We start from the raw sequence: 23,662 nt of genomic DNA, 5'->3' as shown, positions 1-23,662 counted from the left end.
CCGGTGGTTATAATGACGAGCGAACAAAATTTCTGACTATCAGCTATCAGTGGAGTGAGCGCATGAAAGTACTCGTCGCAGTCAAGCGGGTGGTGGATTACAACGTCAAGGTCCGCGTCAAGGCGGACGGCACGGGCGTCGATCTGGCCAACGTCAAGATGAGCATGAACCCGTTCGACGAAATCGCCGTGGAAGAGGCCGTGCGCCTGAAGGAAGCCGGCGTCGTCACCGAAGTCGTCGCCGTGTCGTGCGGTGTCACGCAGTGCCAGGAAACCCTGCGCACCGCGATGGCCATCGGTGCCGACCGCGGCATCCTGGTGGAGTCGAACGAAGACCTGCAACCGCTGGCCGTGGCCAAGCTGCTGAAGGCGCTGATCGACAAGGAACAGCCGCAGCTGGTGATCCTGGGCAAGCAGGCGATCGACGATGACTCCAACCAGACCGGCCAGATGGTGGCCGCGCTGGCCGGCCTGCCGCAAGCCACGTTCGCCTCGAAGGTGGTGGTTGCCGACGGCAAGGCGTCGGTGACCCGTGAAGTCGACGGCGGCCTGGAAACGCTATCGCTGAAGCTGCCGGCCGTGGTGACGACCGACCTGCGCCTGAACGAGCCGCGCTACGTCACGCTGCCGAACATCATGAAGGCGAAGAAGAAGCCGCTGGATACCGTCAAGCCGGAAGACCTCGGCGTCGACGTGAAGCCGCGCCTGTCGACCCTGAAGGTGGTCGAGCCTGCCAAGCGCAGCGCTGGTGTGATGGTGCCGGACGTCGCGACGCTGGTGCAGAAGCTGAAGAACGAAGCCAAGGTTATCTGATCGCCGGGGAGATAGAACATGACTGCACTCGTCATTGCTGAACACGACAATCAATCGATCAAGGGCGCCACGCTGAACACCGTGACCGCCGCAGCCCAATGCGGCGGCGACGTGCACGTGCTGGTGGCCGGTTCCAACGCCAAGGCCGCGGCCGACGCCGCCGCCAAGATCGCCGGCGTGACCAAGGTCCTGCTGGCCGACGCCGCCTACTTCGGCGACGGCCTGGCCGAAAACGTGGCCGAGCAGGCGCTGGCCATCGCCAACGACTACTCGCACATCCTGGCTCCGGCCACCCCGTACGGCAAGAACATCCTGCCGCGCGTGGCCGCCAAGCTGGACGTGGCCCAGATCTCGGAAATCTCCAAGGTCGACGCCCCGGACACCTTCGAGCGTCCGATCTACGCCGGCAACGCCATCGCCACGGTCAAGTCGGAAGACAAGATCAAGGTGATCACCGTGCGCGGCACCGCGTTTGACGCCGCCGCTGCCGAAGGTGGCTCGGCCGCCGTCGAGACCCTGCCGGCTGTGGCCGACGCGGGCGTTTCGCAGTTCGTTTCGCGCGAAGTGGCCAAGAGCGACCGTCCGGAACTGACCGCCGCCAAGATCATCGTCTCGGGTGGCCGTGGCGTGGGTTCGGGCGAGAACTACACCAAGGTGCTGACGCCGCTGGCCGACAAGCTGGGCGCCGCGCTGGGTGCCTCGCGCGCCGCCGTTGACGCCGGCTTCGTGCCGAACGACTACCAGGTCGGCCAGACCGGCAAGATCGTCGCGCCGCAGCTGTACATCGCCGTCGGTATCTCCGGCGCGATCCAGCACCTGGCCGGCATGAAGGACTCCAAGGTGATCGTCGCGATCAACAAGGATGCCGAGGCCCCGATCTTCTCCGTGGCCGACTACGGCTTGGTGGGCGATCTGAATACCGTGGTGCCGGAACTGGTGGCCGCGCTGGGCTGATGCCGTCAGCTTGCCGGCCGTGAGGTGGATGATACGGCCGGCCATGTTCGCAAAAGGAGCCGTTCCCGGGATCTCCCGCGAACGGCTTTTTTGCGTCTATTGATAGCTACGGGGGTAGGCGATATCAGCAAACAAAAAGGGCGGCCTGTAGGGCCGCCCTTGTATTGCCTGTGTGTCGCCGTTGTCAGGCATGCGCCGGCCGCGGTGCCAGGTGATGGCGCGTGGGCTTGAGATAGCGTCCCACCGACAGGTCATCGGCACGGATCGCCGGCGAAGTCCCGGAGACCAGGTCCGACAGCAGCTTGCCGGAGCCGCAGGCCATGGTCCAGCCGAGCGTGCCGTGTCCGGTGTTCAGCCACAGGCCGCGTACCTGCGTCGGGCCGACGATCGGCGTGCCGTCCGGCGTCATCGGGCGCAGGCCGGTCCAGAAGGTGGCCTGGCTGACATCGCCGGCACCGGGGAACAGGTCGGTGACCACGTGTTCGAGCGTGCGGCGCTTGGCCGGGTCGAGGCTGCGGTCATAGCCGACGATCTGCGCCATGCCGCCGACGCGGATGCGGTCGTCGAAGCGGGTGATGGCGACCTTGTAGGTTTCATCCAGCACCGTCGACACCGGGCTGCGCGAGGCGTCGCTGAGCGGCACCGTGATCGAGAAGCCCTTGAGCGGGTACACCGGCAGGTTGGACATGCCCGACAGGAACGGCTTCACCAGCTGCGTCGACCAGCTGCCCAGCGCCACGACCACCAGGTCGGCGGAGATCGGCTCGCCGTTGACGATGGCGCCGGTGACGGCATCGCCCCGCGTCAGCAGGCTGTCGATCGAACGGTTGTACAGGAACCTGACGCCCAGCAGCTCGGCCATCTGCGAAAGCCGCGTCGTGAACAACTGGCAGTCGCCGGTTTCATCGTTGGGAAGGCGCAGGCCGCCGCTCAGCTTGTGGCTGACAGCGGCCAGCGCCGGTTCGCTCGCGGCGAGTTCTTCGCGCGAAAGCAACTGGTAGGGCACGCCGGCTTCTTCCAGCACGGCGATGTCCTTGGCCGCGCCTTGCAGCTGCTCGTCGGTGCGGAACACCTGCAGCGTGCCTTGCTGGCGGCCTTCATAAGCGATGCCGGTTTCCGCGCGCAATGCGCGGATGCAGTCGCGGCTGTATTCGGCCAGCCGCACCATGCGCTCCTTGTTCACGGCATAGCGCTCGGCACTGCAGTTCAGCAGCATCTGCCACATCCATTGCAGCTGGAACAGCGTGCCGTCCGGACGGATGGACAGCGGAGCGTGGTCCTGGAACATCCACTTGATCGCCTTCAGCGGCACGCCGGGCGCCGCCCACGGCGACGCGTAGCCCGGGGAGATCTGCCCCGCGTTGGCAAAGCTTGTGCCCAGCGCGGGTCCGGCTTCGCGATCGACGACGGTCACTTCATGACCGGCCTTGGCCAGATACCACGCACTGGTGACGCCGATGACGCCACTGCCAAGTACGAGAACACGCATTTCGGGGGCTCCCAACTACGATCTCAGGTTGAAGAAGGATTTGTCTCTATACTATTGAATACAATCCAGTCATAGTTACCGAATTTCTCAGTAAAACAGGAAAAACTAATGAGAACCAGCCGCCAGCCCGTACGCACGCTCGACCGGCTCGACCGCAGGATCCTGACGCTGCTGCAGGCAGACGGCAGGATCTCGATGAAAGACCTGGCGGAGGCGGTCGGCCTGACCATCACGCCGTGCATCGAGCGGGTCAAGCGCCTGGAGCGCGATGGTGTCATCATGGGCTACTACGCGCGGCTGAATCCGACCCTGCTGGGCAGTGCACTGCTAGTGTTCGTGGAGATCTCGCTCGGCAACAAATCGGGCAATATGTTCGAGCAGTTCCGGCGCGAGGTGCTGCGCATCCCGGAAGTGCTGGAGTGTCACCTCGTGTCGGGCGATTTCGACTACCTGATCAAAGCGCGCATCCGCGAGATCGGCGAATACCGGCGGCTGCTGGGCGACATCCTGTTGCAACTGCCCGGTGCCGCGCAGTCGAAAAGCTATGTCGTCATGGAAGAAATCAAGGAAACGCTTGCAATCTCGGTCGAGGACAAGAGCCAGCCGACCTGACCACCCACGCCAGGCCAACGAAGCCGGGCAATCATGAAGCGCCCCACCAATCCCTTCAAAGACACGTCCACCGCCGCCGCCGATACGCAGGCGGGCCCGCGGGCGCCCGTCGCGCGCAAGGGACGCGGCGCGGTCAGCAACCTGCAGGGACGTTTCGAGCGAGACCAGCGCGAGACCTTCGACGACGGCTGGGGTAGTCCGGCAATGGAAGAGCCGGCGACTGCCGTCGGGCAGGCGCATCCGGAGGCTGCCTCCAACACCACTCCGTCACCGCAAGCGCCATTGCCGCCGCTGCGTACGCAGGTACGCATCGAACGCGCGCGCACGATCCTGACCCGCAACGCGTCGCCGGATATCCCGTTCGACGTGTCGCTGAACCCGTACCGCGGCTGCGAGCACGGCTGCATCTACTGCTTTGCGCGGCCCACGCACGCCTACCTTGAGCTGTCGCCGGGGCTCGACTTCGAGACCCGGCTGTTCGCCAAGTCCAACGCTGCCGAGAAGCTGCGCGAGGCGCTGGCGCGGCCCTCGTACCGCTGCGAGACCATCGCGCTGGGCGTCAACACCGACGCTTACCAGCCGATCGAGCGCGAGCAGCGCATTACCCGCGGCATCCTCGAGGTGCTGAGCGAACACGACCATCCGGTCGCACTGATCACCAAGTCTTCACTGATCGAGCGTGATATCGACCTGCTGGCGCCGATGGCCGCCAAGCGGCTCGCGGTGGCGGCGGTCACCATCACCACGCTGGATGCGGACATCGCGCGCACGCTCGAGCCACGCGCGGCGACGCCGTCACGCCGACTGCGTACCATCCGCACGCTGACCGACGCCGGCATTCCGGTAGGCGTAAGCATTGCCCCGGTGATCCCGTTCATCACCGAGCCTGACCTTGAGCGTGTGCTGGAAGCGGCGCGAGAGGCGGGCGCCGTCTATGCGAACTACATCGTGCTGCGGCTGCCCTGGGAGGTGCGGCCGCTGTTCGAGGAATGGCTGCTGGCGCATTTCCCCGATCGCGCCGAGCGGGTCATGAACCGCGTTCGCGACATGCGCGAAGGCAAAGCCTACGATGCCAGCTTTGCCACGCGCATGCGGGGCACGGGCGTGTGGGCGGACTTGCTACGTCAGCGCTTCTACAAGGCCGCCGACCGGCTCGGCTTCCGCTATAACCGGTTCGAACTGGATACTTCGCGATTCCGGCCGCCCGCGGGACCACGCGGCAAGGACGATCCGCAAGGCTCCTTGTTCTGAGCTGCTTCAGTGGCCTGCTGGTCGCCGATCATGCGGCTGGCCAGGTCCAGCGCGGCCTTCGCGCTCGATGGCGGCAGTCCGGAGGACAGCGCCAGCCTGACGGCGATGGCTGCCAGGCGTCCTTCGTCATACGTTGGCATGTCGATTGGTGCTCCTTTGCGCCGCCAGAGCCACGCTCTGCCGCGCATGTCGCCGCCAGGATCGGACGGTCTTTCCAGTATGGGCGATTTGCGCGAAAGGGGAATTGCCGATTGCGGCCGCATTGACCACGCGCAAATGCAGGCAGCTTTTGGCGCCCGCCGCGGTGCTCAAGCGAATGCCGGCAGGGTGGGCATCGCGGATCACCTGCCATCATCCGCCCGCAGGTTGCCGCGTACGTGGTCGATCAGGTCGCAGTGAATGCCGCCGGCGCGGCTATTGCGACAGCTCGCGCGCCGCCTCGACCTGCGATTCGAAGAAGGTCTGGAAGCTGATGGCCAGCCCCGCCATCAGCAGGCCGGTGCCGATCAGCAGCGACAGGATCACCAGGATCACGACCGGCCACCCGGAGCGCGTGGGCTTGCCATGGGGATTGAAGCGCGCGTCCCACTTGTCGTCCGGGCGCAGGCCATAGACGATGGCGCCAAGGAAGGCGCTGATGACCGAGACTCCGCCGGCAACGGCGAACGTCCAGTTGAGCGCGGGCGTCCCGGCATCGGTCGCCATCGAGGCAATGCCGACGACGCCGGCCAGCAGCCCCAGCAGGTGAACCCAGCCGTACACGTCGCGCAGCCCGCCCAGGTAGAAGCGGTGCGCCCCGAGGCTGCCGAACAGGAACGCCAGCGCGACCGTCAGCAGCTTGGACTTGCCGCGTGCCGGGGTGGTGGCGCGAGTGGTTGCGGGACTGGCTGGCGTGGCGGCAGGCATGGCGTAGGGGCGTGCGTGGCGGTTCGGGAAAAACGGCGGCACACGCGTGCCAGCCGGCAGTCATTGTACGCCGGCGGTTACGGCCAGGGAGTGGAAGTGCATCAGCAGACGCGCAGGGCGACGCTAATGCCAGCCGCCCGTAAGCAGGCTCTTGATAAAGGTGGCGGCGTGTTCGCTGATATGCGTTTCGCCGTAAAGGACCAGGGTAAGGATACCCATGAACAGGACGGACAGCGATAACTGGCCGGCGTGTTCGACCAGGTCGCTTAGAAGGGGTGACATGACAAACCTCACGGAATTATTGTCATTCTGGAGGCTGCGCCCGAGCTGTCGTGATCGGGTCCGACAGGAGGTGTCGGGCAGAGGCAGGTCAGTTCGATTGCCGTCTGCACTGGACGGCACGCTGTGAGCCCCGGGCAGCGCCGGGCGGCAGCCTGTGTGTGGCACCCGGAAAGTGGGGCACACACTCAGATAAAGACAATGGGGGCGCGGGGCGAGTTCCGCAGCGAGTTCCTCGGCGCGCTTCCCAGGGCGCCGGCGCCACGCGAGCGCCAGCCGCATGGGGATTCAGCGTCCGCCGTTGTCGCGGCCGTGTGCCTGCCAGCCGGGACCGACGCTGGTGGGGCGCGAGTCGTTGCGGGCGTCGGAAGGGTTGCTGCGCTGATCCTGGGCGCGCACACGGTTGTCGTCGCGAGCGCCCTGCATGGCGGCGGCGCGGCGGCCACTCAGGCGGTCGTCTGCGCGGGCGCGAGCTTCCATGCGGTCGATCTGCGCCTGTACGTGGTCGCGGCTTTCGGCGCGCACGCTGGCGACCTGCCAGCCATCGCCAGCCTGCAGCCGCACCGGCCGGGCATCAGCACGGCTTTGTTGCCAGAACGCGACCTGGGCATGACTGGCGGCTACCGCGCCGACCAGGCCCGAGGCCACCAGGATGCCAGCCACCAGGTCGCGCAGGAGAGAGCGGGTGATCATGCGGATTCCCAGGTTCCTGTCGCGCTAAGTTGCTGTTGGAAGATGGGTTCATGGTACGCATCGGCCATCAGGTCGCGCTATGCCAAGCGAGTTACCGGTGTAACGGATTGTTTCGGACACATGGCCTTGCCATTCCTGGTGTTTTGGCGGCTCTTTGCGGGCTGCGCTTGTGCCGTCTCCAGCTACGGTGCGTAGCGGATCCGGTAGATCGCGCCAGCCAGGTCGTCGCTGACCAGCAGCGAGCCGTCAGGGGCGACGAGCACGTCGACCGGGCGGCCCCACGGCCTGCCGCGCAGCCAGCCCTGGGCAAACACCTCCTGCCGGACGGCCTTGCCGGACTCGTCCAGCACCACGCGCACCACGCGGTAGCCGGATGGCTGGCTACGGTCCCAGCTGCCATGCTCGGCAATGAAGACATTGTTACGGTATGCCGCCGGAAACTGGCTGCCGGTATAGAAGCGCATGCCGAGCGCGGCCACGTGCGCGCCCAGCCGCGCCACCGGCGGGACAAATTCCGAGCAGGGGCGCTTGCTGCCGTATTCCGGGTCGGCGACGTTGCCGGCGTGGCAATACGGATAGCCGAAATGCTGGTTGTTCGCCGTCGCGCGGTTCAGCTCGTCGTCGGGAACATCGTCGCCCATGCGGTCGCGGCCGTTGTCGGTGAACCACAGCTCGCGCGTGGCCGGGTGCCAGTCGAAGCCGACGGTATTGCGCACCCCGCGGGCCGCCACCTGCAGGTCGCTACCATCGGGCTTCATCTTCATGATGTTGGCGTAGCGGTTCTCGTCGGGCGCGCAGATATTGCAGGGCGCGCCGACCGGGACGTACAGGTAGCCGTCCGGCCCGAAGGCGATGAATTTCCAGCCGTGGTGATCGTCTGACGGAAAGCGGTCGCTTACCACCACCGGTGCCGGCGGGTTGTCCAGCCGCGCTTCGATATTGTCGACGCGCACGATCCTGGACACCGACGAGGCGTACAGGCTGCCATCGCGCAGCGCCACCCCGGCCGGCATGCGCAGCCCGCTGGCAACAGTGCGCACGCGCGGTCGGCCGCCGAGCGCGTCGGTGACCGCGTAGACCTTGCCCTCGCGCAACGAACCCACGAAGAGCGTGCCCGACGGCGACAGCGCCATGGCGCGCGCGCCCGGCACCTCCTGCGTTAACACGTCGATGCGGAAGCCGGCCGGCAGCTTGATCTGCTCGAGCGGCAGCGCCGCCGCCGCGCTGCCTGCCAGCAGAACCACGGCGAGCAGGGCGGACCGCCTTGCAGTACGAAGCAAGAAGTGCAGATGCGGACGCATGGCAGGCCTCCCGTCGCGGTTTTTGCCACGATGCCTGCACGGCACCGGCACGTCAATCACCTAAGTGTTTGTTTGGCCTCGGAAACTGGGCTATACTCTTGCGTTTCGTGTTCGTTTGAACACCCGGACACCCGTTTTCTGAGGAATCATCCCATGGTCGTTATCCGTCTGGCTCGCGGCGGCAGCAAGAAGCGCCCGTTCTTCAACATCGTCGCTACCGATTCGCGCAACCGTCGCGATGGCCGTTTCATCGAGCGCGTTGGCTTCTACAACCCGCTGGCTTCGGAAGGCGAAGAAGGCCTGCGCCTGGCGCAAGACCGCCTGGCCTACTGGCAAGGCGTTGGCGCCCAGCTGTCGCCGACCGTTGCCCGCCTGGTCAAGCAAGGCACCAAGGCTGCTGCCTGATTGCCGCCGGTCCATCGGACTGAGCGAACTATAGCGTGCCCGCAAGGGCACGTTCTTCGTTGCGCACGTGACTGAACGCAAGCAGCGGCCGCTGAACCGGCCGCAGGGCCCGCAGGGTGAGGCCCCCAAGGCCCCCAAGATGCCCACGGCGCTGCTGTATGCCGACGCCCTGCCGGAAGACCTGGTGGAAGTCGGCTATGTCGGCGCGGCCTACGGCATCCGTGGCTGGATCAAGGTCCAGCCGCATGCCAATGACGCATCCGCCCTGCTGCATGCGCGTCGCTGGTGGTTGCTGGCGCCGCCGCAGGCGGGGCTGGTTGCCGCCGGGGCGCAGCAGGCCCAGCCGGTCTGCGTGAAGATCGCGCAGTCGCGCGAGCACAGCGGTACGGTGGTGGCGAATGCCGCCGGCGTTGCCGACCGCAATCTTGCGGAAGCGCTCCGGGGCCGTCGCGTGTGGATCCGGCGTGCGGATTTTCCGGCGCCGGAAGAAGATGAGTTTTACTGGGTCGACCTGATCGGCTGCAGCGTCAGCAACGAGCAAGGCGAGTTGCTGGGCGAAGTATCCGGCCTGATCGATAACGGTGCCCACCAGATCCTGCAGGTCGCGTACGCGCTGCCGGACGGCAAGGCCGGCGAACGGCTGATCCCGTTTGTCGATGCGTTCCTGCGCACGGTCGATACCGCCGGCAAGCGCATCGTGGTGGACTGGGGACTCGATTACTGAGCCCGGGGCCAGGCCCGGCATTGTGCCCAGGAGGGGAGAGCGGATGCAGTTCGATGTGATCACGCTGTTTCCCGAGATGTTCCGCGCGCTGACCGACTGGGGCATTACCAGCCGGGCAGCCAAGCAACAGCGGTATGCGTTGCGCAGCTGGAATCCACGCGATTTCACGGTCGACAATTACCGCACCATCGACGATCGCCCCTATGGCGGCGGCCCCGGCATGGTGATGCTGGCCAAGCCGCTGGACGATGCGATCGATGCCGCAGTGGCAGCGCAGGCGCAGGCCGGCGTGCCGCAGCCGCACGTGGTGCTGATGTCGCCGCAAGGCAAGACGCTGTCGCACGCCAAGGTGATGGAACTGGCCGAACGGCCGGGCCTGGTCCTGCTGTGCGGCCGCTATGAGGCCATCGACCAGCGGCTGATCGACCGCCGCGTGGACGAGGAAATCAGCCTCGGCGACTTCGTGCTGTCAGGCGGTGAACTGCCGGCGATGGCGCTGATCGACGCGGTGGTGCGCCACCTGCCCGGCGTGCTGGGCGACGCGCAGTCCGCGGTGCAGGACAGCTTCGTCAACGGCCTGCTGGATTGTCCGCACTACACGCGGCCGGAAGAATATGAAGGCGTGCGGGTGCCCGAGATATTGCTCGGGGGCCATCACGCCGAGATCGAGAAATGGCGGCGCCAGCAGGCGCTGGCCAATACCGCGAGAAAGCGCCCCGACCTGATCGAGGCGGCTCGCGAACAAGGTTTGCTGTCCCGCGCCGACGAGAAATTCTTGTCGGAATGGGCGGCGAAGGAAGGGCGGGAGGCAACTCCCGCCAGGTAAAACCCCATCCTCTGCCGGGGCCCGGGACATGCCTGGGGCATACAACGCCGGCACGATGGTAACGGAGAAAAAACGATGAACCTCATCGAGCAGATCGAGAAGGAAGAGATCGCGCGTCTGACCGCGAACAAGACCATCCCCGCATTCGCACCCGGCGACACCGTGATCGTCAGCGTGAACGTGGTGGAAGGTAACCGCAAGCGCGTGCAGGCCTACGAAGGCGTAGTGATCGCCAAGCGTAACCGCGGCCTGAACTCGTCCTTCATCGTGCGCAAGATCTCGTCGGGTGAAGGCGTGGAACGTACGTTCCAGCTGTACTCGCCGCTGATCGCTGCCATCGAAGTGAAGCGTCGCGGCGACGTGCGTCGCGCGAAGCTGTACTACCTGCGCCAGCGTTCGGGCAAGTCCGCACGTATCAAGGAAAAGCTGGTGTCGAAGGCTGCCGCCGCTGCCAAGGCTGCGGAGTAAGCCGGACATGCCGGCCGGGGCGACCCGGCCAGCGTTTCCCCAGGAAGGGCACCCCATGGGTGCCCTTTTTGCATGCTGCATTGGCGTTCGGGCAACATCCGATTTTGCTGCGGCGCCGAATCGCGCGCTTCTGTCATACTTGCGGTTGCTATGCGTCCCGCCTTCGATCCCGAATCCCTTCCCGTCGTCGACACCGACCTGCGCAATGCGCCATTGAGCGAGCCGCGCCTGCAGGTCGACTTCATCCGCCACCGCTTCGAGGTGCCGCCGGCCTGGGCGCCGGAGCTGACCGACGAATCGCGCGTCTACGACCGCAGCCGCGGCCTGCGCGATGCCGCCGTGCTGGTGCCGCTGGTGGAACGCCGCGATGGCCTGACCGTGCTGCTGACCCAGCGCAATGCCAACCTGAGTGCGCATGCGGGGCAGATCAGCTTCCCGGGCGGCAGGCAGGAGCAGTGGGACAAGAACCGTATCGACACGGCGCTGCGTGAAACGGAAGAAGAGGTGGGTCTGGCGCGCGACTACGTGGAAGTGCTGGGCGCACTGCCTGACTACATCACTGGCACGGGATTCCACGTCAGTCCGGTGGTCGGCCTGGTGCGCGATGGATTCACGCTGCGCCCGGATGCCTCGGAAGTGGCCGATGTCTTCGAAGTGCCGCTCGCCTTCCTGATGAACCCGTTACACCATGAGCGGCGCCTGTTCCGCTGGGTCGACGGCGAACGCCTGTTCTACGCCATGCCCTATCCGCGCGAGAGCGGCGGCCACCGCTTTATCTGGGGCGCCACCGCGGGCATGCTGCGCAATCTCTACCACCTGCTGGCGGCCTGAGCGGCCGCCGCCGGCGTTCTGTCAGGCTGCGGCCTGTTTCGTGCCGATGCAGTGCGGGCAGCTCTTGCCGATCACGTAGTGCGGGCTCTGCTGTTCTTCCGGCGTGACCACGGCACGGCAGGCGAAGCACTGCTTGGGTCCGGCGGGCTCCAGGTTCGGGTTTAGCGCGGTGCGGTAGTCGAAGACGAAGCAGTCGCCGCGATAGTGGCTGCCGCCGACTTCCTCGAAATACTTCAGGATGCCACCCTCGAGCTGGTATACGCGCTCGACGCCGACTTCCTGCATGTGGATCGCCGCCTTCTCGCAGCGGATGCCGCCGGTGCAGAACGACACCACGGTCTTGCCTTCCAGCTCTGCCTTGTGCGCGGCGACAGCCTCGGGGAATTCGCTGAACTTGGCGATGTCGTACTCGACCGCATCGGCGAAGGTGCCGACCGCCACCTCGAAGTCATTGCGCGTATCGAGCATCACCACCGGGCGGCCTTCGTCGTCATGCCCCTGGTCCAGCCAGCGCTTCAGGTCCACCGGCCGCACCGACGGCGCGCGGCCGTCTTCGGGGCGGATCAGCGGCATCTTCATGGTGATGATCTCCTTCTTGGCACGCACCAGCATGCGCTTGAAGGGCTGGTTCTCCGACAGGCTTTCCTTGGGCGCGATATCGGCGAAGCGCGCGTCGGCATGCAGCCACACCATGAAGCCGTCGATGGCTTCGCGCGGGCCGGCCAGGAACATGTTGATGCCCTCGGGCGCGAGCAGGATCGTGCCTTTCAGGCCGGCCGCTTCGCAGCGCTCGCGCATGGCCGGGCGCAGGGTCTCGATGTCGTCCAGCGAGACGAACTTGTAAGCGGAAATATTTACGATCTGCATGAGGGACGGCGCCTGCACGGCCGCACCCGGGAGGGCGGGAAGGGCGTTGGCGGCTTGCGATAACTGCCTGATAGGAAAGGCGAAATTATAACGCGAGCGGGCGCTTCTGCCGCTCATTCCCAAGCACCCCGATCAGCTTTGCGCAGCGGCCGGCACGCGTCGCCTGCACGCAATATTGGAGGCCGGCAGGCGGGTCGAGCCGGTACAATGTCGCCCATGTCCGCACCCCGCTTCGTCCACCTCCGCCTGCATTCCGAATACTCCGTCGTGGACGGCATCGTCCGCCTCGACGACGCCGTCAAGGCCGCCGCCGCCGATGGCATGGGCGCGCTCGCCCTGACGGATCTTGCCAACGCCTTCGGGCTGATCCGCTATTACAAGGAAGCGCGCGGCAAGGGCGTGAAGCCGGTGGTCGGGGCCGATGTCTGGCTGACCAATGCCGAAGACCGCGACAAGCCCGCACGCCTGCTGCTGCTAGTGCAGGACCGGCGCGGCTATCTGAACCTGTGCATGCTGCTGTCGCGCGCGTGGCTGGGCAACCAGCACCGCGGCCGCGCCGAGATCGATCCGTCGTGGTTCCTGGAGCCGGGCGAAGACGACATGCCGCTCGCCACCGGCCTGATCGCGCTGTCCGGCGCAATGGGCGGCGATATCGGCATGGCGCTGGCCAACGGCAATGCCGACGGCGCGCGCCGTGCCGCGCAGCATTGGGCATCGGTGTTCGCGCAGCGCTTCTATATCGAACTGCAGCGCGCCGGCCATGCCGGCACCGATGCCTACGTGCAGCAGGCCGTGCAACTGGCGGCCGAACTGCAGTTGCCGGTGGTCGCCACGCATCCGGTGCAGTTCATGACGCCGGACGACTACACCGCGCACGAGGCGCGCGTGTGTATCGCCGAGGGCGAGCTGCTGGCCAACCCGCGCCGCACGCGGCGCTTTACCACCGACCAGTACTTCAAGACCCAGGACGAGATGTGCGCGCTGTTCGCGGATATCCCCTCGGCGCTGGAGAACGCGGTCGAGATCGCGCGCCGCTGCAACCTGACGCTGGAACTGGGCAAGCCGCGCCTGCCGCTGTTCCCGACGCCGGACGGCATGTCGCTGGACGACTACCTCGTCTTCATGGCCAAGGACGGCCTCGAGAAGCGCATGGCGGTGCTGTTTCCGGACGAAGCGGTACGCGAAGCGAAGCGCCCGGAATATTACGCACGGCTGGAGTTCGAGACCGGCACCATCATCAAGATGGGCTTTCCCGGCTACTTCCTGATCGTGGCGGACTTTATCAACTGGGCCAAGAACAACGGCGTGCCGGTCGGGCCCGGCCGGGGTTCCGGTGCCGGTTCGCTGGTCGCGTATGCGCTGGGCATTACCGACCTCGATCCGCTCAAGTACGCGCTGCTGTTCGAGCGTTTCCTGAACCCGGAACGGGTATCGATGCCCGACTTCGATATCGACTTCTGCCAGCACGGCCGCGATCGCGTGATCACGTACGTGAAGGAGAAGTACGGCAAGGACGCGGTGTCGCAGATCGCCACCTTCGGCACCATGGCCGCCAAGGCCGCGGTGCGCGACGTGGGCCGCGTGCTCGACCTGGGCTATGGCTTTGTCGACGGCATCGCCAAGCTGATCCCGTTCAAGCCGGGCAAGCTGGTCACCATCGAGGAAGCGAAGAAAGAAGAGCCGCTACTGACCGAGCGCGAGAACAACGAGGAAGAAGTGCGCCAGCTGCTGGAGCTGGCGCAGCGCGTCGAAGGCATGACGCGCAACGTCGGCATGCACGCCGGCGGCGTGCTGATCGCGCCCGGCAGGCTGACCGATTTCTGCCCGCTGTACACGCAGGGCGCGCAGAACGACGGCATGAGCGGCGTCGTCAGCCAGTACGACAAGGACGACGTCGAGGCCGCCGGCCTGGTCAAGTTCGACTTCCTGGGCCTGACCACGCTCACCATCCTGGACTGGGCCGAGCGCTATATCCGCCGCCTCGACCCGAGCAAGGCCGACTGGAACTGCAGCCAGATCCCGCTCGACGACGGCCCCGCCTTCGACATCCTCAAGACCGCCAACACGGTCGCCGTGTTCCAGCTGGAAAGCCGCGGCATGCAGGGCATGCTGAAGGACGCCAAGCCTGACCGCTTCGAGGACATCATCGCGCTGGTGGCGCTCTACCGCCCGGGCCCGATGGACCTGATCCCCAGCTTCTGCGCGCGCAAGCACGGCCGCGAGAAGGTGGAGTATCCCGATCCGCGCGTCGAACCCGTCCTGAAAGAGACCTACGGCATCATGGTCTACCAGGAGCAGGTGATGCAGATGGCGCAGATCATCGGCGGCTACTCGCTTGGCGGCGCCGACCTGCTGCGCCGCGCGATGGGCAAGAAGAAGCCCGAGGAGATGGCGCAGCATCGCGTCATGTTCCGCGAGGGGGCGGACAAGAACGGCCTCAACGCGCAGCAGGCCGACGACATTTTCGACCTGATGGAGAAGTTCGCGGGCTACGGCTTCAACAAGTCGCACGCGGCCGCGTATGCGCTGCTGGCGTACTACACCGCCTGGCTCAAGGCCCACCATCCGGCCGAATTCATGGCAGCCAACATGTCGCTGGCCATGGACGACACCGACAAGGTCAAGATCCTCTACGAGGACTGCAAGCTCAACAAGATCGCGGTGCTGCCGCCTGACGTCAACGCCAGCGAGTACCGCTTCGCGCCGACCGACCCCAAGACCATCCGCTATGGCCTGGGCGGCATCAAGGGCAGCGGGCAGGGCGCGATCGAAGACATCCTGCGCGCGCGCGAAGAGGGCGGGGCGTTCAAGGACCTGTTCGACTTCTGCGAGCGCGTCGACCGCCGCCAGGTCAACCGCCGCACCATGGAAGCGCTGATCCGCGCCGGCGCCTTCGACAGCCTGAACGACAACCGCGCCCAGCTGCTGGCCTCGGTGCCGATCGCCATGGAGGCCGCGGAGCAGAAGGCCGAGTCCGCCAACCAGGTCTCGCTGTTCGACCTGATGGGCGATGCCGGCGAAGCGCACCGCCCAGAACTGCTCGACGAACCGCGCTGGAGCCCCAAGCGCACGCTGCAGGAAGAAAAGCAGGCGCTCGGCTACTACTTCTCCGGCCACCTGTTCGACGCCTATCGCGACGAGGTGCGCCGCTTCAACAAGGGCACGCTGGCCTCGCTGGAAAAGGAAGTGCAGGGCAACGGCGGCGGCTTCGGCCGCGACGTGCGCGGCAAGACCATCGCCGGCGTGATCTCCGGCATCCGCACCCAGATGACCCAGCGCGGCAAGATGCTGATCGTGACGCTGGACGACGGCACCGGCCTGGTCGAGATGACGGTGTTCAACGAGGTCTTCGACGCCAACCGGCAGATGTTCCGCGAGGATGAACTGCTGATCGCCACCGGCAATGCGCGGCACGATACCTTTACCGGCGGCGTGCGCTTTACCGCGGAGTCGGTGATGGACCTGACCGCGGCACGGATCCGCTTTGCGACGGCGGTGCGGCTGGCGATGAACGGCAATTCTTCGACCGGGTTGCTGCGCGAACTGCTGATGCCGCACCTGGCACGCGCCACGGGTGCCCAGGGTCTGCCGGTGCGGATCGGCTACCAGGCCCGGACCGCGTCGTGCGAAGCCGTGCTGGGGCCGGAGTGGCAGGTGGTGCCGTCCGACGAGGCGCTGGGCGCGCTGCGCCAGGCGCTGTCGGCGGAGAGCGTGAATACGGTGTATGAGTGATCGGGCGGCGGGGAGCCACCCGTGCGGCCCTGTCCTTTAGCCGCGCCGGAACAGGTTGCCCAGGAAGTAGAAAGGCGCGTAGGCCGACGGCACGGCCGCGTACAGGAACATGCGCAGCCGGTGGCCCAGCGTGACCCGGCGCGCGCCAAACAGCACTTTCAGCCGCGCCACATTGTCCGGTGCCGAGAAGATGTCCGCGGTGTATTGCTCGCGCGCCAGCTTGCGTGCCTTCAGTTCGCGCATGGCATTGCCACAGCCAGCCCGTTCGGCATCCGCGATGAATTGCAGCGTTTCCGCCAGTGAACTCCGATTGGTGAAGCGAATGCGCTGCACGAAGTCGGCCGGCGTACGCCACTTGCGTTTGCCTGACGTGCCGCCGCGCCGGTAATGCACCAGCGGGCGGCGCACGTTCAGCGCACCCCCCATCAGCGATGCGCGCAGCGTGGTGATCTGGTCCTCGGACATCATGCCGGGCGCGATCGGCCCAAAGCGTTCGAACATGCGCCGAGTCCAGGTATGTGACGCGCCGATGACGTGCGGAGGGTGGGCCGCCCAGTATTCGAACGAGACATAGGGCTCGAGGTCGCTGTGCCGGATGTCGCCGTGCAAGGTCCCATCGTGGGCCATGTCGACGAGGTCCGTGACGATCAGATCCGGCTTGCCGCCGTGTGCCTGCCATGCCCGGACCACCTCGCTGCAGCGGGTCGGTAGCGAGAAATCGTCGCCCGCCGCCACGAAGATCAGCTCGCCATGGGACTGAGCGACCAGCTTGCTGAGATGGGCGCTGATGCCAAGATTCTCGGGATTGCGCAGCAGCGTCACTTTGTGAGGTCCCTCGTAGCCTTCCAGGGCCTGCCGGGCCGCGGCAAAGGTGGTGTCCGTAGACGCGTCGTCGGAGATCAAGATCTCCAGGTCCGGATAGTCCTGTGCCAGTGCGCCGCGGATGGCGTGCGCGATGAACGCTTCCTGGTTGTAAGTGATCAGCAGGAGCGAGACCGGCGGAAGGACCGCTTTGGCAAGCGGTGCGGCGTGCCCCGCTTCCTCGCGGGCAAGACTCATGGGATATCCCGGTGTTAAGCCAGGCAGAACGATACCACGTGGGCTATGCCGATCCCCTCCGGCCGGCGGCAGGGCGGGGTCGGTGGGCCGGTATAATGCAAAAAGTCAAAGTCAGCCAGGGCCATCGCCAATGTTGCCAGGCCTCCGGTGCATGTCGCGGCGCGGCACCGGTAGCGGTCAGTGCACATGGCCAGCCCAAACGTAACTCTGTGTATCAGTTCGCCAGTGGCTGTCGTTGCCGCGTAAGAGTTTCCTGAATGCAATTGAATCTGTACGCCGTCCGCGTGGCCGCTGTGTCTGCCGCGCTTTCTCCCGGTCTTATCCTGACGTATCAGGGCGGGACCGGCTACTGCTATTTCCTGGCAATGGCCGCCGCACTGGTCTGGTTGTCCGATGCCTCCAACCGGCGCCAGGCCGCGGCCACGCTCGCTGAATACAAATGGTATGTCGCCGCGATGTCGGCGTATCCACTCGTCATCGTGCTGCAGCAGGCGATCAGCGGTACCTTCATCGGTCCTGCCCTTGATGCCCCGTCGCGGCTGCTGTTCGTCGCCCCGATCTTCGCGCTGCTCGCCGCCGTGCCCGCCCGGGACCTTCGGCCGGTGCAGTGGGGCTTCGTCGCCGGCGCCTTCGGCGCGGCGGCCTGGTCCGTGGTCAGCATGGTTGCCCCGGATGATTGGGTGATATCGGGTCGGGCCGGCAACCCCTTCACCAACCCTATCCCGTTCGGCGGCACTGCCCTGGCGCTGGGCTTCATGGGCGTTATCTCGCTGGGCGACGGCACGCCGCGGCCCCGCTGGGAGTGGGTGCTGCGCCTGGCCGGCTTGCTGGCGGGATGCTATGCCTCATACGCTTCGGAGAGCCGTGGTTCCTGGATCGCCGCGCCGGTGATGTTGTGGCTGTTCGCCGGGCGCTTCAGCCGGGTGCACAGGCCAACGCCGGTCTGGCGCATTGCCAGCGTGCTGCTGGTGGCGCTGTGCTTGTCGGGCCTGGCGAACACAACGGTGGTGCAGGAGCGGTTTCATGCCGCAGTCTCCGATTTCCACCGCATGGCTGTGGGCGATGAGAACAACTCGATTGGCCTGCGTATGCAACTGTGGCGCGCATCGTGGGAGCTGTTCCAGGAGCATCCGGTGCTTGGGGTCGGCAAGGGCCGCCTGAAGGGCAGCCTGGAAGAGATGGCCGGGCAGGGGCGGGCTTCGCAGGAAATCATCCATCCGCATTCGCACAACGAAATCTTCTCGACGCTGGCGCAGATGGGCCTGGTCGGCCTTGCCGCCCTGTTGCTGCTCTATGTGGGGTCGGCCTGCTACTTCTGGAGTCATCGCCATTCCCGTGATCCCGATACGGCCAATGCCGCGACCATGGGTCTGGTGCTGGTGTTCGGCACGATCATCTATGGCCTGACCATCGATGTCTTCTCGCTGGTGATGAATACCGCGTTCTATGCGCTAACGACGGCCACATTGCTGGGCATCATCGCCAATCGCCGCAGGCAGGGCGCCGCCTGAACCGGCACCCGCCAGCCCGTGCGGCTCAGGCGTGCTGACTGGTGCCGGCCAGGGCCAGCAGCGCGTCGAGGTGTGCGGCCGGCTCGGGGTTGTAGCACAGGGCTTGCAGCGGGGCCGCGATCCGGGCATTGCCGGTCCTGGCCAGCGCCGCTGCCTTCGCCATGGCGCTAGCGCACTGTGCGACGTCCTGGCGCGAGAAGGTCAGCGCCGCCTCCGGTGCGATCACCTCCAGGCAGGCGATGTTGTCCGCCATGATCACCGGGGTGCCACACAGCACCGACTCGACTCCCACCAGCCCGAACGGCTCATAGTTCGAAGCCAGCACGGTGTAGTCCGCGGCGCGATACAGGTCGGCCATGTTGTCGCAGTAACCCAGTTCGCGCACACCGGGCAGGGCTTCGCCCACCGGGCGGCCGGCCACGGCGATGATGGCGCCGCTGTTGCTCGCCGCCAGTGCCCGCTCCAGCAGCGGCAGCCCCTTGCGGCGATGATCCGAGGAAGGAAACAGGAAGACCGGCGCGTCGCCGAAGCCAAAGGCGGCGCGCAAGCGGGCGCGGTGCGCAGCGTCCACTGTGCCGAAGCGCGTGCAGTCCACCGGCGGATACAGCAGCGAGAGCTTTGATTCCGGCACACCGTAAAGCGTCCTGAGTTCCTGCGCCATCAGCCGTGAGTGGGCAACCACGTGGCGCGCGGCAGCGTAGTGCCGGCTTTCCAGCGCGATCTGGCGCCGGTCCCAGAACGTCGCGTGGCGCTGCGCCGCTAGCAGGTAGCCGCGGTGCGTTCCGCCGCAGATGGCAAGGTCGGCGCCGACCACGCGATTGCAGCCGATCAGCACGTCGCAATGCCGGTGGGCGTGGCGCATGCTCCAGGAAAACACGTAATCGCGCATCTTGCCCGGCAGCCAGCGCACGTGGACCGCGTGTGCGTCGATAGCGGCAAGTTCCGGCAGGCCCCGGTCGAACCGGCGCGCAAATACCGCCGGCCGCTCGCCGCGCGCGATCATGCCGCGCACGAGATCCATGGCGTAGCGTTCGAAGCCACCGCCTCGGCCGAAGCGGTTGCAGGAGATGCCAGTTCTCATGAGGTTCTGCGATAGGAAATGGGCGGGCCGCCGGGGCGGCCGCTGGGTCAGCGCGGCGACTGTTCCGGCTGGCGCTGCAGGTGCCAGAGCTTCAGGTACTTGTAGTAGCTGGCCTGTCCGTTCATCAGTGCCACGCCGAAGCCCTCCGTGCCGTCGAGGATGCTCCCGCGTATCAGCCAGGTGCGCAGGAATGCCCACAGGCCATGCCCCAGGGCGCCGGCGGGGCTGGAGCGCTTGCCGCTGCGCAAGGCCTGCAGCGCGCCTGCGCTGGAATACGACTCGACCTTTCGCAGCACGTCGGAGTAGTCGCGGTAGCTGTGGTGGATCAGCGCCTGGGTGAGCCTGCCGACCCGGCCTTCGACGATCAGGCGCTCATGGACCAAGGCGTCGGTAAAGCGCCCCTTGCCGTTTCGGAACACGCGCGTGACATAGTCGGGATACCAGCCGCCATGTCGGATGAAGCGGCCGCAGAACTCGGAAAGGCGGGGCATTTCATAGCCGTCAGCATCCGCGCGGGCGATCGATTGCAGGATCTCGTCACGCAAGGCTTCGCCGATGCGCTCGTCGGCATCCAGGCTCAGGATCCAGTCGCCGCTCGCCGCATCGACCGCGCGGTTCTTTTGCGGCCCGAAGCCCGGCCAGTCGGCGGTCTCAACCACCCGCGCGCCCATTTCCCGGGCAATTTCGCGTGTGGCGTCCTCGCTCATGCAATCCACTATAATCGCCTCGTCGCACCATTTCACGCTTTCCAGGCAGGCGCGGATGTTATGCGCCTCGTTACGGGTAATGATGACAGCGGAAATCCTCATTGGCGGATAGCGTGGTGCGACGGGGGCATGAGCCGGGAGCCGCATTGTACCTTGTGTGATCCCGCAGCTTCGCGCCGGCGCTGCCCGACGCGCGCCCGCCTGTTTCAGTCTTCCTGAGGAATCGTTCTTGTCCAGTCAAACGGCATCAGAGTCGCAGTCCATGGCGCGACGGCTCTGGTCTTACCTGCGCCCCGAGCTCCGCGTCTTTATCGGCGCCATCATAGCCATGGCGGTGGTCGCCGCCAGCGAAGGCGTCATTCCCAAGGTCGTCAATGACCTGCTCGACAAGGGCTTCGGTGGCCAATACGCCGGAACGCTATGGCATGTGCCCGCCCTGTTGACCGGCGTGGCGCTGATCCGCGGGGTGGCGCAGTTCGCTTCCGGATATCTGCTGAACCTGATCTCGAACCGCGTGCTGCTGAAGATGCGCATGCAGATGTTCCAGCGCCTGCTGCACGCGCCGGCTGCGTTCTTTCACCGCAACACAGCGGCATCGCTGATCAACGCGGTGATCTTCGAGGTCAACCAGGTGCTGCAGATCCTGACCAGCGTGTTCATTACGCTGGTGCGCGATTCGCTGACCGTGGTCGCGCTGTTGATCTACCTCTTTTACACAAACTGGCGCCTGACGCTGATCGTGGCGGTGATCCTGCCGGTGATCGGCTACCTGATGTCCAAGATTAACCGCCGGCTGCGCAAGCTCAACCGCGACCACCAGACCTACACCAACAACGCGGCCTATGTGGTGGAAGAAGCCGTTGGCGGCTACAAGGTGGTGAAGCTGCATGGCGGCGAGCGCTACGAGCTGGCGCGCTTCCGCACCGTGGCCGAGCGGCTGAAGAACTATTCGATGCGCATGGCGGTCGCCGGCGGGCTGAACCAGCCGGTCACGGCGTTCCTGGCTGCGCTGGCGCTGTCGGTGATCATCACCATCGCGATGGTGCAGGCCCAGGGCAACCAGACCACGGTGGGTGGCTTTACCGGTTTCGTGATGGCGATGCTGCTGCTGATCTCGCCGCTCAAGCACCTGACTGACATCAACCAGCCGCTGACGCGCGGCATCACCGCGGCGGAAATGATCTTCCGCCTGATCGACGAGCCAGTCGAGCCCCAGGATGGTGGCAAGGCAATCGGCCGTGCCCACGGCGAGTTGGCTTTCGAGCGTGTCGGCTTCCGTTATGGCGAGGCGCCGCGTGCCGCGTTGGAGGGCATCGATCTGCGCGTCAGCCCGGGCGAGGTGGTCGCGCTGGTGGGCCCGTCAGGCAGCGGCAAGACCACGCTGGTCAACCTGGTGCCACGCTTCTTCGATCCCACCGCGGGCCGGATCCTGCTCGACGGCAAGCCGTTGTCGGAACTGGCGCTGAAGGACCTGCGAAACCAGATCGCCTTTGTCAGCCAGGACGTGGTGTTGTTCAACGACACCGTGGCGGCGAATGTGGCTTATGGGGCGCAGTCGGAACAGATCGACATGGGGCGCGTCGAGCGCGCTCTGGCGGCAGCGTACCTGACCGAGACGGTCAAGGGCCTGCCGGAAGGCCTGAACACCAATATCGGCGACAATGGCATGAAGCTGTCCGGCGGGCAGCGGCAACGGCTGGCGATCGCCCGCGCGCTGTACAAGGATGCGCCAATCCTTATCCTGGACGAGGCCACTTCGGCGCTGGATTCCGAATCCGAGCGCCAGGTGCAGGCGGCGCTGGAAGAATTGATGAAGGGCCGGACCACGCTGGTGATCGCGCACCGGCTGTCGACCATCGAGAATGCCGACCGTATCGCCGTGCTGGACCACGGCCGGGTGGCGGAGCAGGGCACGCATGCGGAACTGTTGGCGGCCAATGGCCTCTACGCCGGCCTGCACCGGATCCAGTTCGCCACCCATTAAACCAATGTAAAAGACAAAGGCCGGCATATGCGCCGGCCTTTTTGCTTTTGGGCGCTTCGCTCAGTTTGCCGAAGCCACCGGCGGCTGCACCCCCATTACTTCATCGATGGCCGCCAGCACCGCGGCCCGCGTTGGCACGTCGCCGTGGCCGCCGAGCGAGACGGCGCGGCCCGGCTCGGCAACTCCGTACAGGTGCCTGGAAGTCGTCGTGAACAGGATCACCGTGGGCCGGCGCAGCGCGTCGGCGATATGCACGAAACCGGTGTCCATGCCGACCACCAGCGACGACTTGCCTACCATCTGCGCCACGCCAGTGATGCTCAGGCGCGGCATCACCTCGGCGCCCGGCACGCTGGCCGCAATGGTCTCGGCCTCCTTGCGCTCCGACTCGTTGCCCCAGGGCACCAGCACGCGCAGGCCGCGCGCTGCAATGGCGCTGCCCACGCTGATCCAGTCGGCGATTGGCCACTTCTTTTCTTCGCTCGACGTGGAATGGAACAGCATGGCGTATGGGCCCTTGGCCGCCGGCTCGGGCGTGTCCGGCGACATTTCCAGGCCGTAGTCCATATCCTTGGTCAGCTCGAAGCCAAATGCGCGGCTGACCGCGCGGCGCATCCGTTGCCGGGCGCAGTCTGCCTCGATGTACGGCGCAAAGACATGGTTGTACAGGTGGCGCGCACCGCTTTCGCCCAGTTCCGCCACCGGATAGCCCCAGCGGTGCCGTGTGCGCGCCAGCCGAGTCACGATCGCGCTCTTGTACACGCCATGGACGTCCAGCACCGCATCGTACTTCTCGCGCCGCAATTCGCGCAGTGCGCGGAAGATCTCCCGCAGCCCGGCCCAGCTGCGTGCCTTCTTGAAGCTGCGCAGCGGCGCGGCGATGACACGCTCGATATTTGGGTTCCAGCGCGGCACGTCGGCGCAGTAGGAGTCCGCGATCCAGTCAATCTTCACGCCGGGGAATGCGCGCTGCAGGTCGGCGACCAGCGGCAGCGTGAATACCATGTCGCCCAGCGAGGTCAGCTTGACGATGAGAATACGTTTCATCGGGAAGGGTTGGCGCATGCGGCCAGGGGCGCTCGCCTTGTTCAGGAAGGGACGTAGTATGCCTTATCCCGCAGGCATCTGGTTTTGCGATGCATGAGCAACATGGTGCACGGCCTTGTCCCG

At 66.0% G+C, this 23,662-nt stretch carries 22 protein-coding genes; 12 read left to right on the top strand and 10 right to left on the bottom strand.

What is annotated here, in order from left to right; genetic code table 11:
* Positions 1–62 precede the first annotated feature (62 nt).
* Together IPF36_RS13925 and IPF36_RS13920 are read left to right on the top strand one after the other, a co-directional pair.
* Positions 63–812, top strand: a complete 750-nt coding sequence (locus IPF36_RS13925) for an electron transfer flavoprotein subunit beta/FixA family protein (protein WP_029045694.1) — start codon at positions 63–65, stop codon at positions 810–812.
* Positions 813–830: 18 nt separating this feature from the next.
* Positions 831–1,766: an electron transfer flavoprotein subunit alpha/FixB family protein gene (locus IPF36_RS13920; RefSeq protein WP_029045693.1), complete on the top strand. Its 936-nt coding sequence runs from the start codon at positions 831–833 to the stop codon at positions 1,764–1,766.
* A gap of 184 nt (positions 1,767–1,950) precedes the next feature.
* Here the strand turns inward: IPF36_RS13920 and IPF36_RS13915 are convergent, their stop codons facing one another.
* On the bottom strand, positions 1,951–3,255 hold the full coding sequence (locus tag IPF36_RS13915; protein ID WP_133094027.1) for a D-amino acid dehydrogenase: 1,305 nt from the start codon (positions 3,253–3,255) through the stop codon (positions 1,951–1,953).
* Positions 3,256–3,363: 108 nt separating this feature from the next.
* Between IPF36_RS13915 and IPF36_RS13910 the strand changes: the two genes are divergently transcribed.
* Together IPF36_RS13910 and IPF36_RS13905 are read left to right on the top strand one after the other, a co-directional pair.
* Positions 3,364–3,867 carry an Lrp/AsnC ligand binding domain-containing protein gene (locus IPF36_RS13910; protein WP_133094028.1) on the top strand — a complete coding sequence of 168 codons (504 nt, stop codon included), beginning with the start codon at positions 3,364–3,366 and terminating at the stop codon, positions 3,865–3,867.
* A 33-nt stretch (positions 3,868–3,900) separates the two neighbouring features.
* Positions 3,901–5,118 carry a PA0069 family radical SAM protein gene (locus tag IPF36_RS13905; RefSeq protein WP_255519761.1) on the top strand — a complete coding sequence of 406 codons (1,218 nt, stop codon included), beginning with the start codon at positions 3,901–3,903 and terminating at the stop codon, positions 5,116–5,118.
* Between the two features lie 414 nt (positions 5,119–5,532).
* Here the strand turns inward: IPF36_RS13905 and IPF36_RS13900 are convergent, their stop codons facing one another.
* The 4 genes from IPF36_RS13900 to IPF36_RS13885 all read right to left on the bottom strand — a co-directional run bounded on the left by IPF36_RS13900 (position 5,533) and on the right by IPF36_RS13885 (position 8,297).
* Positions 5,533–6,024 (bottom strand): NINE protein, encoded by a 492-nt coding sequence (locus IPF36_RS13900; protein ID WP_195428355.1) that lies wholly within the window; start codon positions 6,022–6,024, stop codon positions 5,533–5,535.
* Positions 6,025–6,147: 123 nt separating this feature from the next.
* Positions 6,148–6,306: a hypothetical protein gene (locus IPF36_RS13895; protein ID WP_165971452.1), complete on the bottom strand. Its 159-nt coding sequence runs from the start codon at positions 6,304–6,306 to the stop codon at positions 6,148–6,150.
* A gap of 285 nt (positions 6,307–6,591) precedes the next feature.
* Entirely contained in the window at positions 6,592–6,996 is a 405-nt protein-coding gene (locus IPF36_RS13890; protein WP_135704797.1) for a hypothetical protein, read from the bottom strand.
* A 182-nt stretch (positions 6,997–7,178) separates the two neighbouring features.
* Complete coding sequence (locus IPF36_RS13885) at positions 7,179–8,297, bottom strand: sorbosone dehydrogenase family protein (RefSeq protein WP_195428270.1); 1,119 nt, start codon at positions 8,295–8,297, stop codon at positions 7,179–7,181.
* Between the two features lie 153 nt (positions 8,298–8,450).
* Between IPF36_RS13885 and rpsP the strand changes: the two genes are divergently transcribed.
* The 5 genes from rpsP to IPF36_RS13860 all read left to right on the top strand — a co-directional run bounded on the left by rpsP (position 8,451) and on the right by IPF36_RS13860 (position 11,551).
* A complete protein-coding gene (rpsP, locus tag IPF36_RS13880) occupies positions 8,451–8,702 on the top strand; it encodes a 30S ribosomal protein S16 (protein WP_133094031.1) in 252 nt (83 codons plus the stop codon).
* 139 nt (positions 8,703–8,841) lie between these two features.
* Positions 8,842–9,426, top strand: a complete 585-nt coding sequence (rimM, locus tag IPF36_RS13875) for a ribosome maturation factor RimM (protein ID WP_133094235.1) — start codon at positions 8,842–8,844, stop codon at positions 9,424–9,426.
* A 43-nt stretch (positions 9,427–9,469) separates the two neighbouring features.
* A complete protein-coding gene (trmD, locus tag IPF36_RS13870) occupies positions 9,470–10,252 on the top strand; it encodes a tRNA (guanosine(37)-N1)-methyltransferase TrmD (RefSeq protein ID WP_133094032.1) in 783 nt (260 codons plus the stop codon).
* Positions 10,253–10,327: 75 nt separating this feature from the next.
* Positions 10,328–10,720 (top strand): 50S ribosomal protein L19, encoded by a 393-nt coding sequence (gene rplS / locus IPF36_RS13865; protein WP_133094033.1) that lies wholly within the window; start codon positions 10,328–10,330, stop codon positions 10,718–10,720.
* A gap of 150 nt (positions 10,721–10,870) precedes the next feature.
* A complete protein-coding gene (locus IPF36_RS13860; protein ID WP_133094034.1) occupies positions 10,871–11,551 on the top strand; it encodes a CoA pyrophosphatase in 681 nt (226 codons plus the stop codon).
* 21 nt (positions 11,552–11,572) lie between these two features.
* Here the strand turns inward: IPF36_RS13860 and IPF36_RS13855 are convergent, their stop codons facing one another.
* Positions 11,573–12,418, bottom strand: a complete 846-nt coding sequence (locus IPF36_RS13855; protein ID WP_135704801.1) for a sulfurtransferase — start codon at positions 12,416–12,418, stop codon at positions 11,573–11,575.
* A gap of 216 nt (positions 12,419–12,634) precedes the next feature.
* On the opposite strand from IPF36_RS13855, the gene dnaE reads away from it, so the two are divergent.
* Positions 12,635–16,150, top strand: a complete 3,516-nt coding sequence (dnaE, locus tag IPF36_RS13850; RefSeq protein WP_135704802.1) for a DNA polymerase III subunit alpha — start codon at positions 12,635–12,637, stop codon at positions 16,148–16,150.
* A 36-nt stretch (positions 16,151–16,186) separates the two neighbouring features.
* Here the strand turns inward: dnaE and IPF36_RS13845 are convergent, their stop codons facing one another.
* Positions 16,187–17,209, bottom strand: a complete 1,023-nt coding sequence (locus IPF36_RS13845) for a glycosyltransferase (RefSeq protein WP_195428268.1) — start codon at positions 17,207–17,209, stop codon at positions 16,187–16,189.
* A gap of 257 nt (positions 17,210–17,466) precedes the next feature.
* On the opposite strand from IPF36_RS13845, the gene IPF36_RS13840 reads away from it, so the two are divergent.
* Entirely contained in the window at positions 17,467–18,720 is a 1,254-nt protein-coding gene (locus IPF36_RS13840; RefSeq protein WP_195428266.1) for an O-antigen ligase, read from the top strand.
* A gap of 25 nt (positions 18,721–18,745) precedes the next feature.
* On the opposite strand, the gene IPF36_RS13835 is transcribed toward IPF36_RS13840, so the two are convergent.
* Together IPF36_RS13835 and IPF36_RS13830 are read right to left on the bottom strand one after the other, a co-directional pair.
* A complete protein-coding gene (locus tag IPF36_RS13835; protein ID WP_195428264.1) occupies positions 18,746–19,801 on the bottom strand; it encodes a glycosyltransferase family 4 protein in 1,056 nt (351 codons plus the stop codon).
* 47 nt (positions 19,802–19,848) lie between these two features.
* Positions 19,849–20,610 (bottom strand): glycosyltransferase family 2 protein, encoded by a 762-nt coding sequence (locus IPF36_RS13830; RefSeq protein WP_195428262.1) that lies wholly within the window; start codon positions 20,608–20,610, stop codon positions 19,849–19,851.
* Between the two features lie 160 nt (positions 20,611–20,770).
* On the opposite strand from IPF36_RS13830, the gene msbA reads away from it, so the two are divergent.
* Positions 20,771–22,492: a lipid A export permease/ATP-binding protein MsbA gene (gene msbA / locus IPF36_RS13825; protein ID WP_195428259.1), complete on the top strand. Its 1,722-nt coding sequence runs from the start codon at positions 20,771–20,773 to the stop codon at positions 22,490–22,492.
* A gap of 60 nt (positions 22,493–22,552) precedes the next feature.
* Here msbA and waaC read toward each other — a convergent pair whose 3' ends face one another.
* On the bottom strand, positions 22,553–23,539 hold the full coding sequence (gene waaC, locus IPF36_RS13820; RefSeq protein WP_195428257.1) for a lipopolysaccharide heptosyltransferase I: 987 nt from the start codon (positions 23,537–23,539) through the stop codon (positions 22,553–22,555).
* Between the last annotated feature and the right edge of the window lie 123 nt (positions 23,540–23,662).

Source organism: Cupriavidus sp. IK-TO18, assembly GCF_015549295.1.
In the GTDB taxonomy this organism is placed as follows: Bacteria; Pseudomonadota; Gammaproteobacteria; order Burkholderiales; family Burkholderiaceae; genus Cupriavidus; species Cupriavidus oxalaticus_A.
This window is presented reverse-complemented; position numbering and strand designations above follow the sequence as displayed.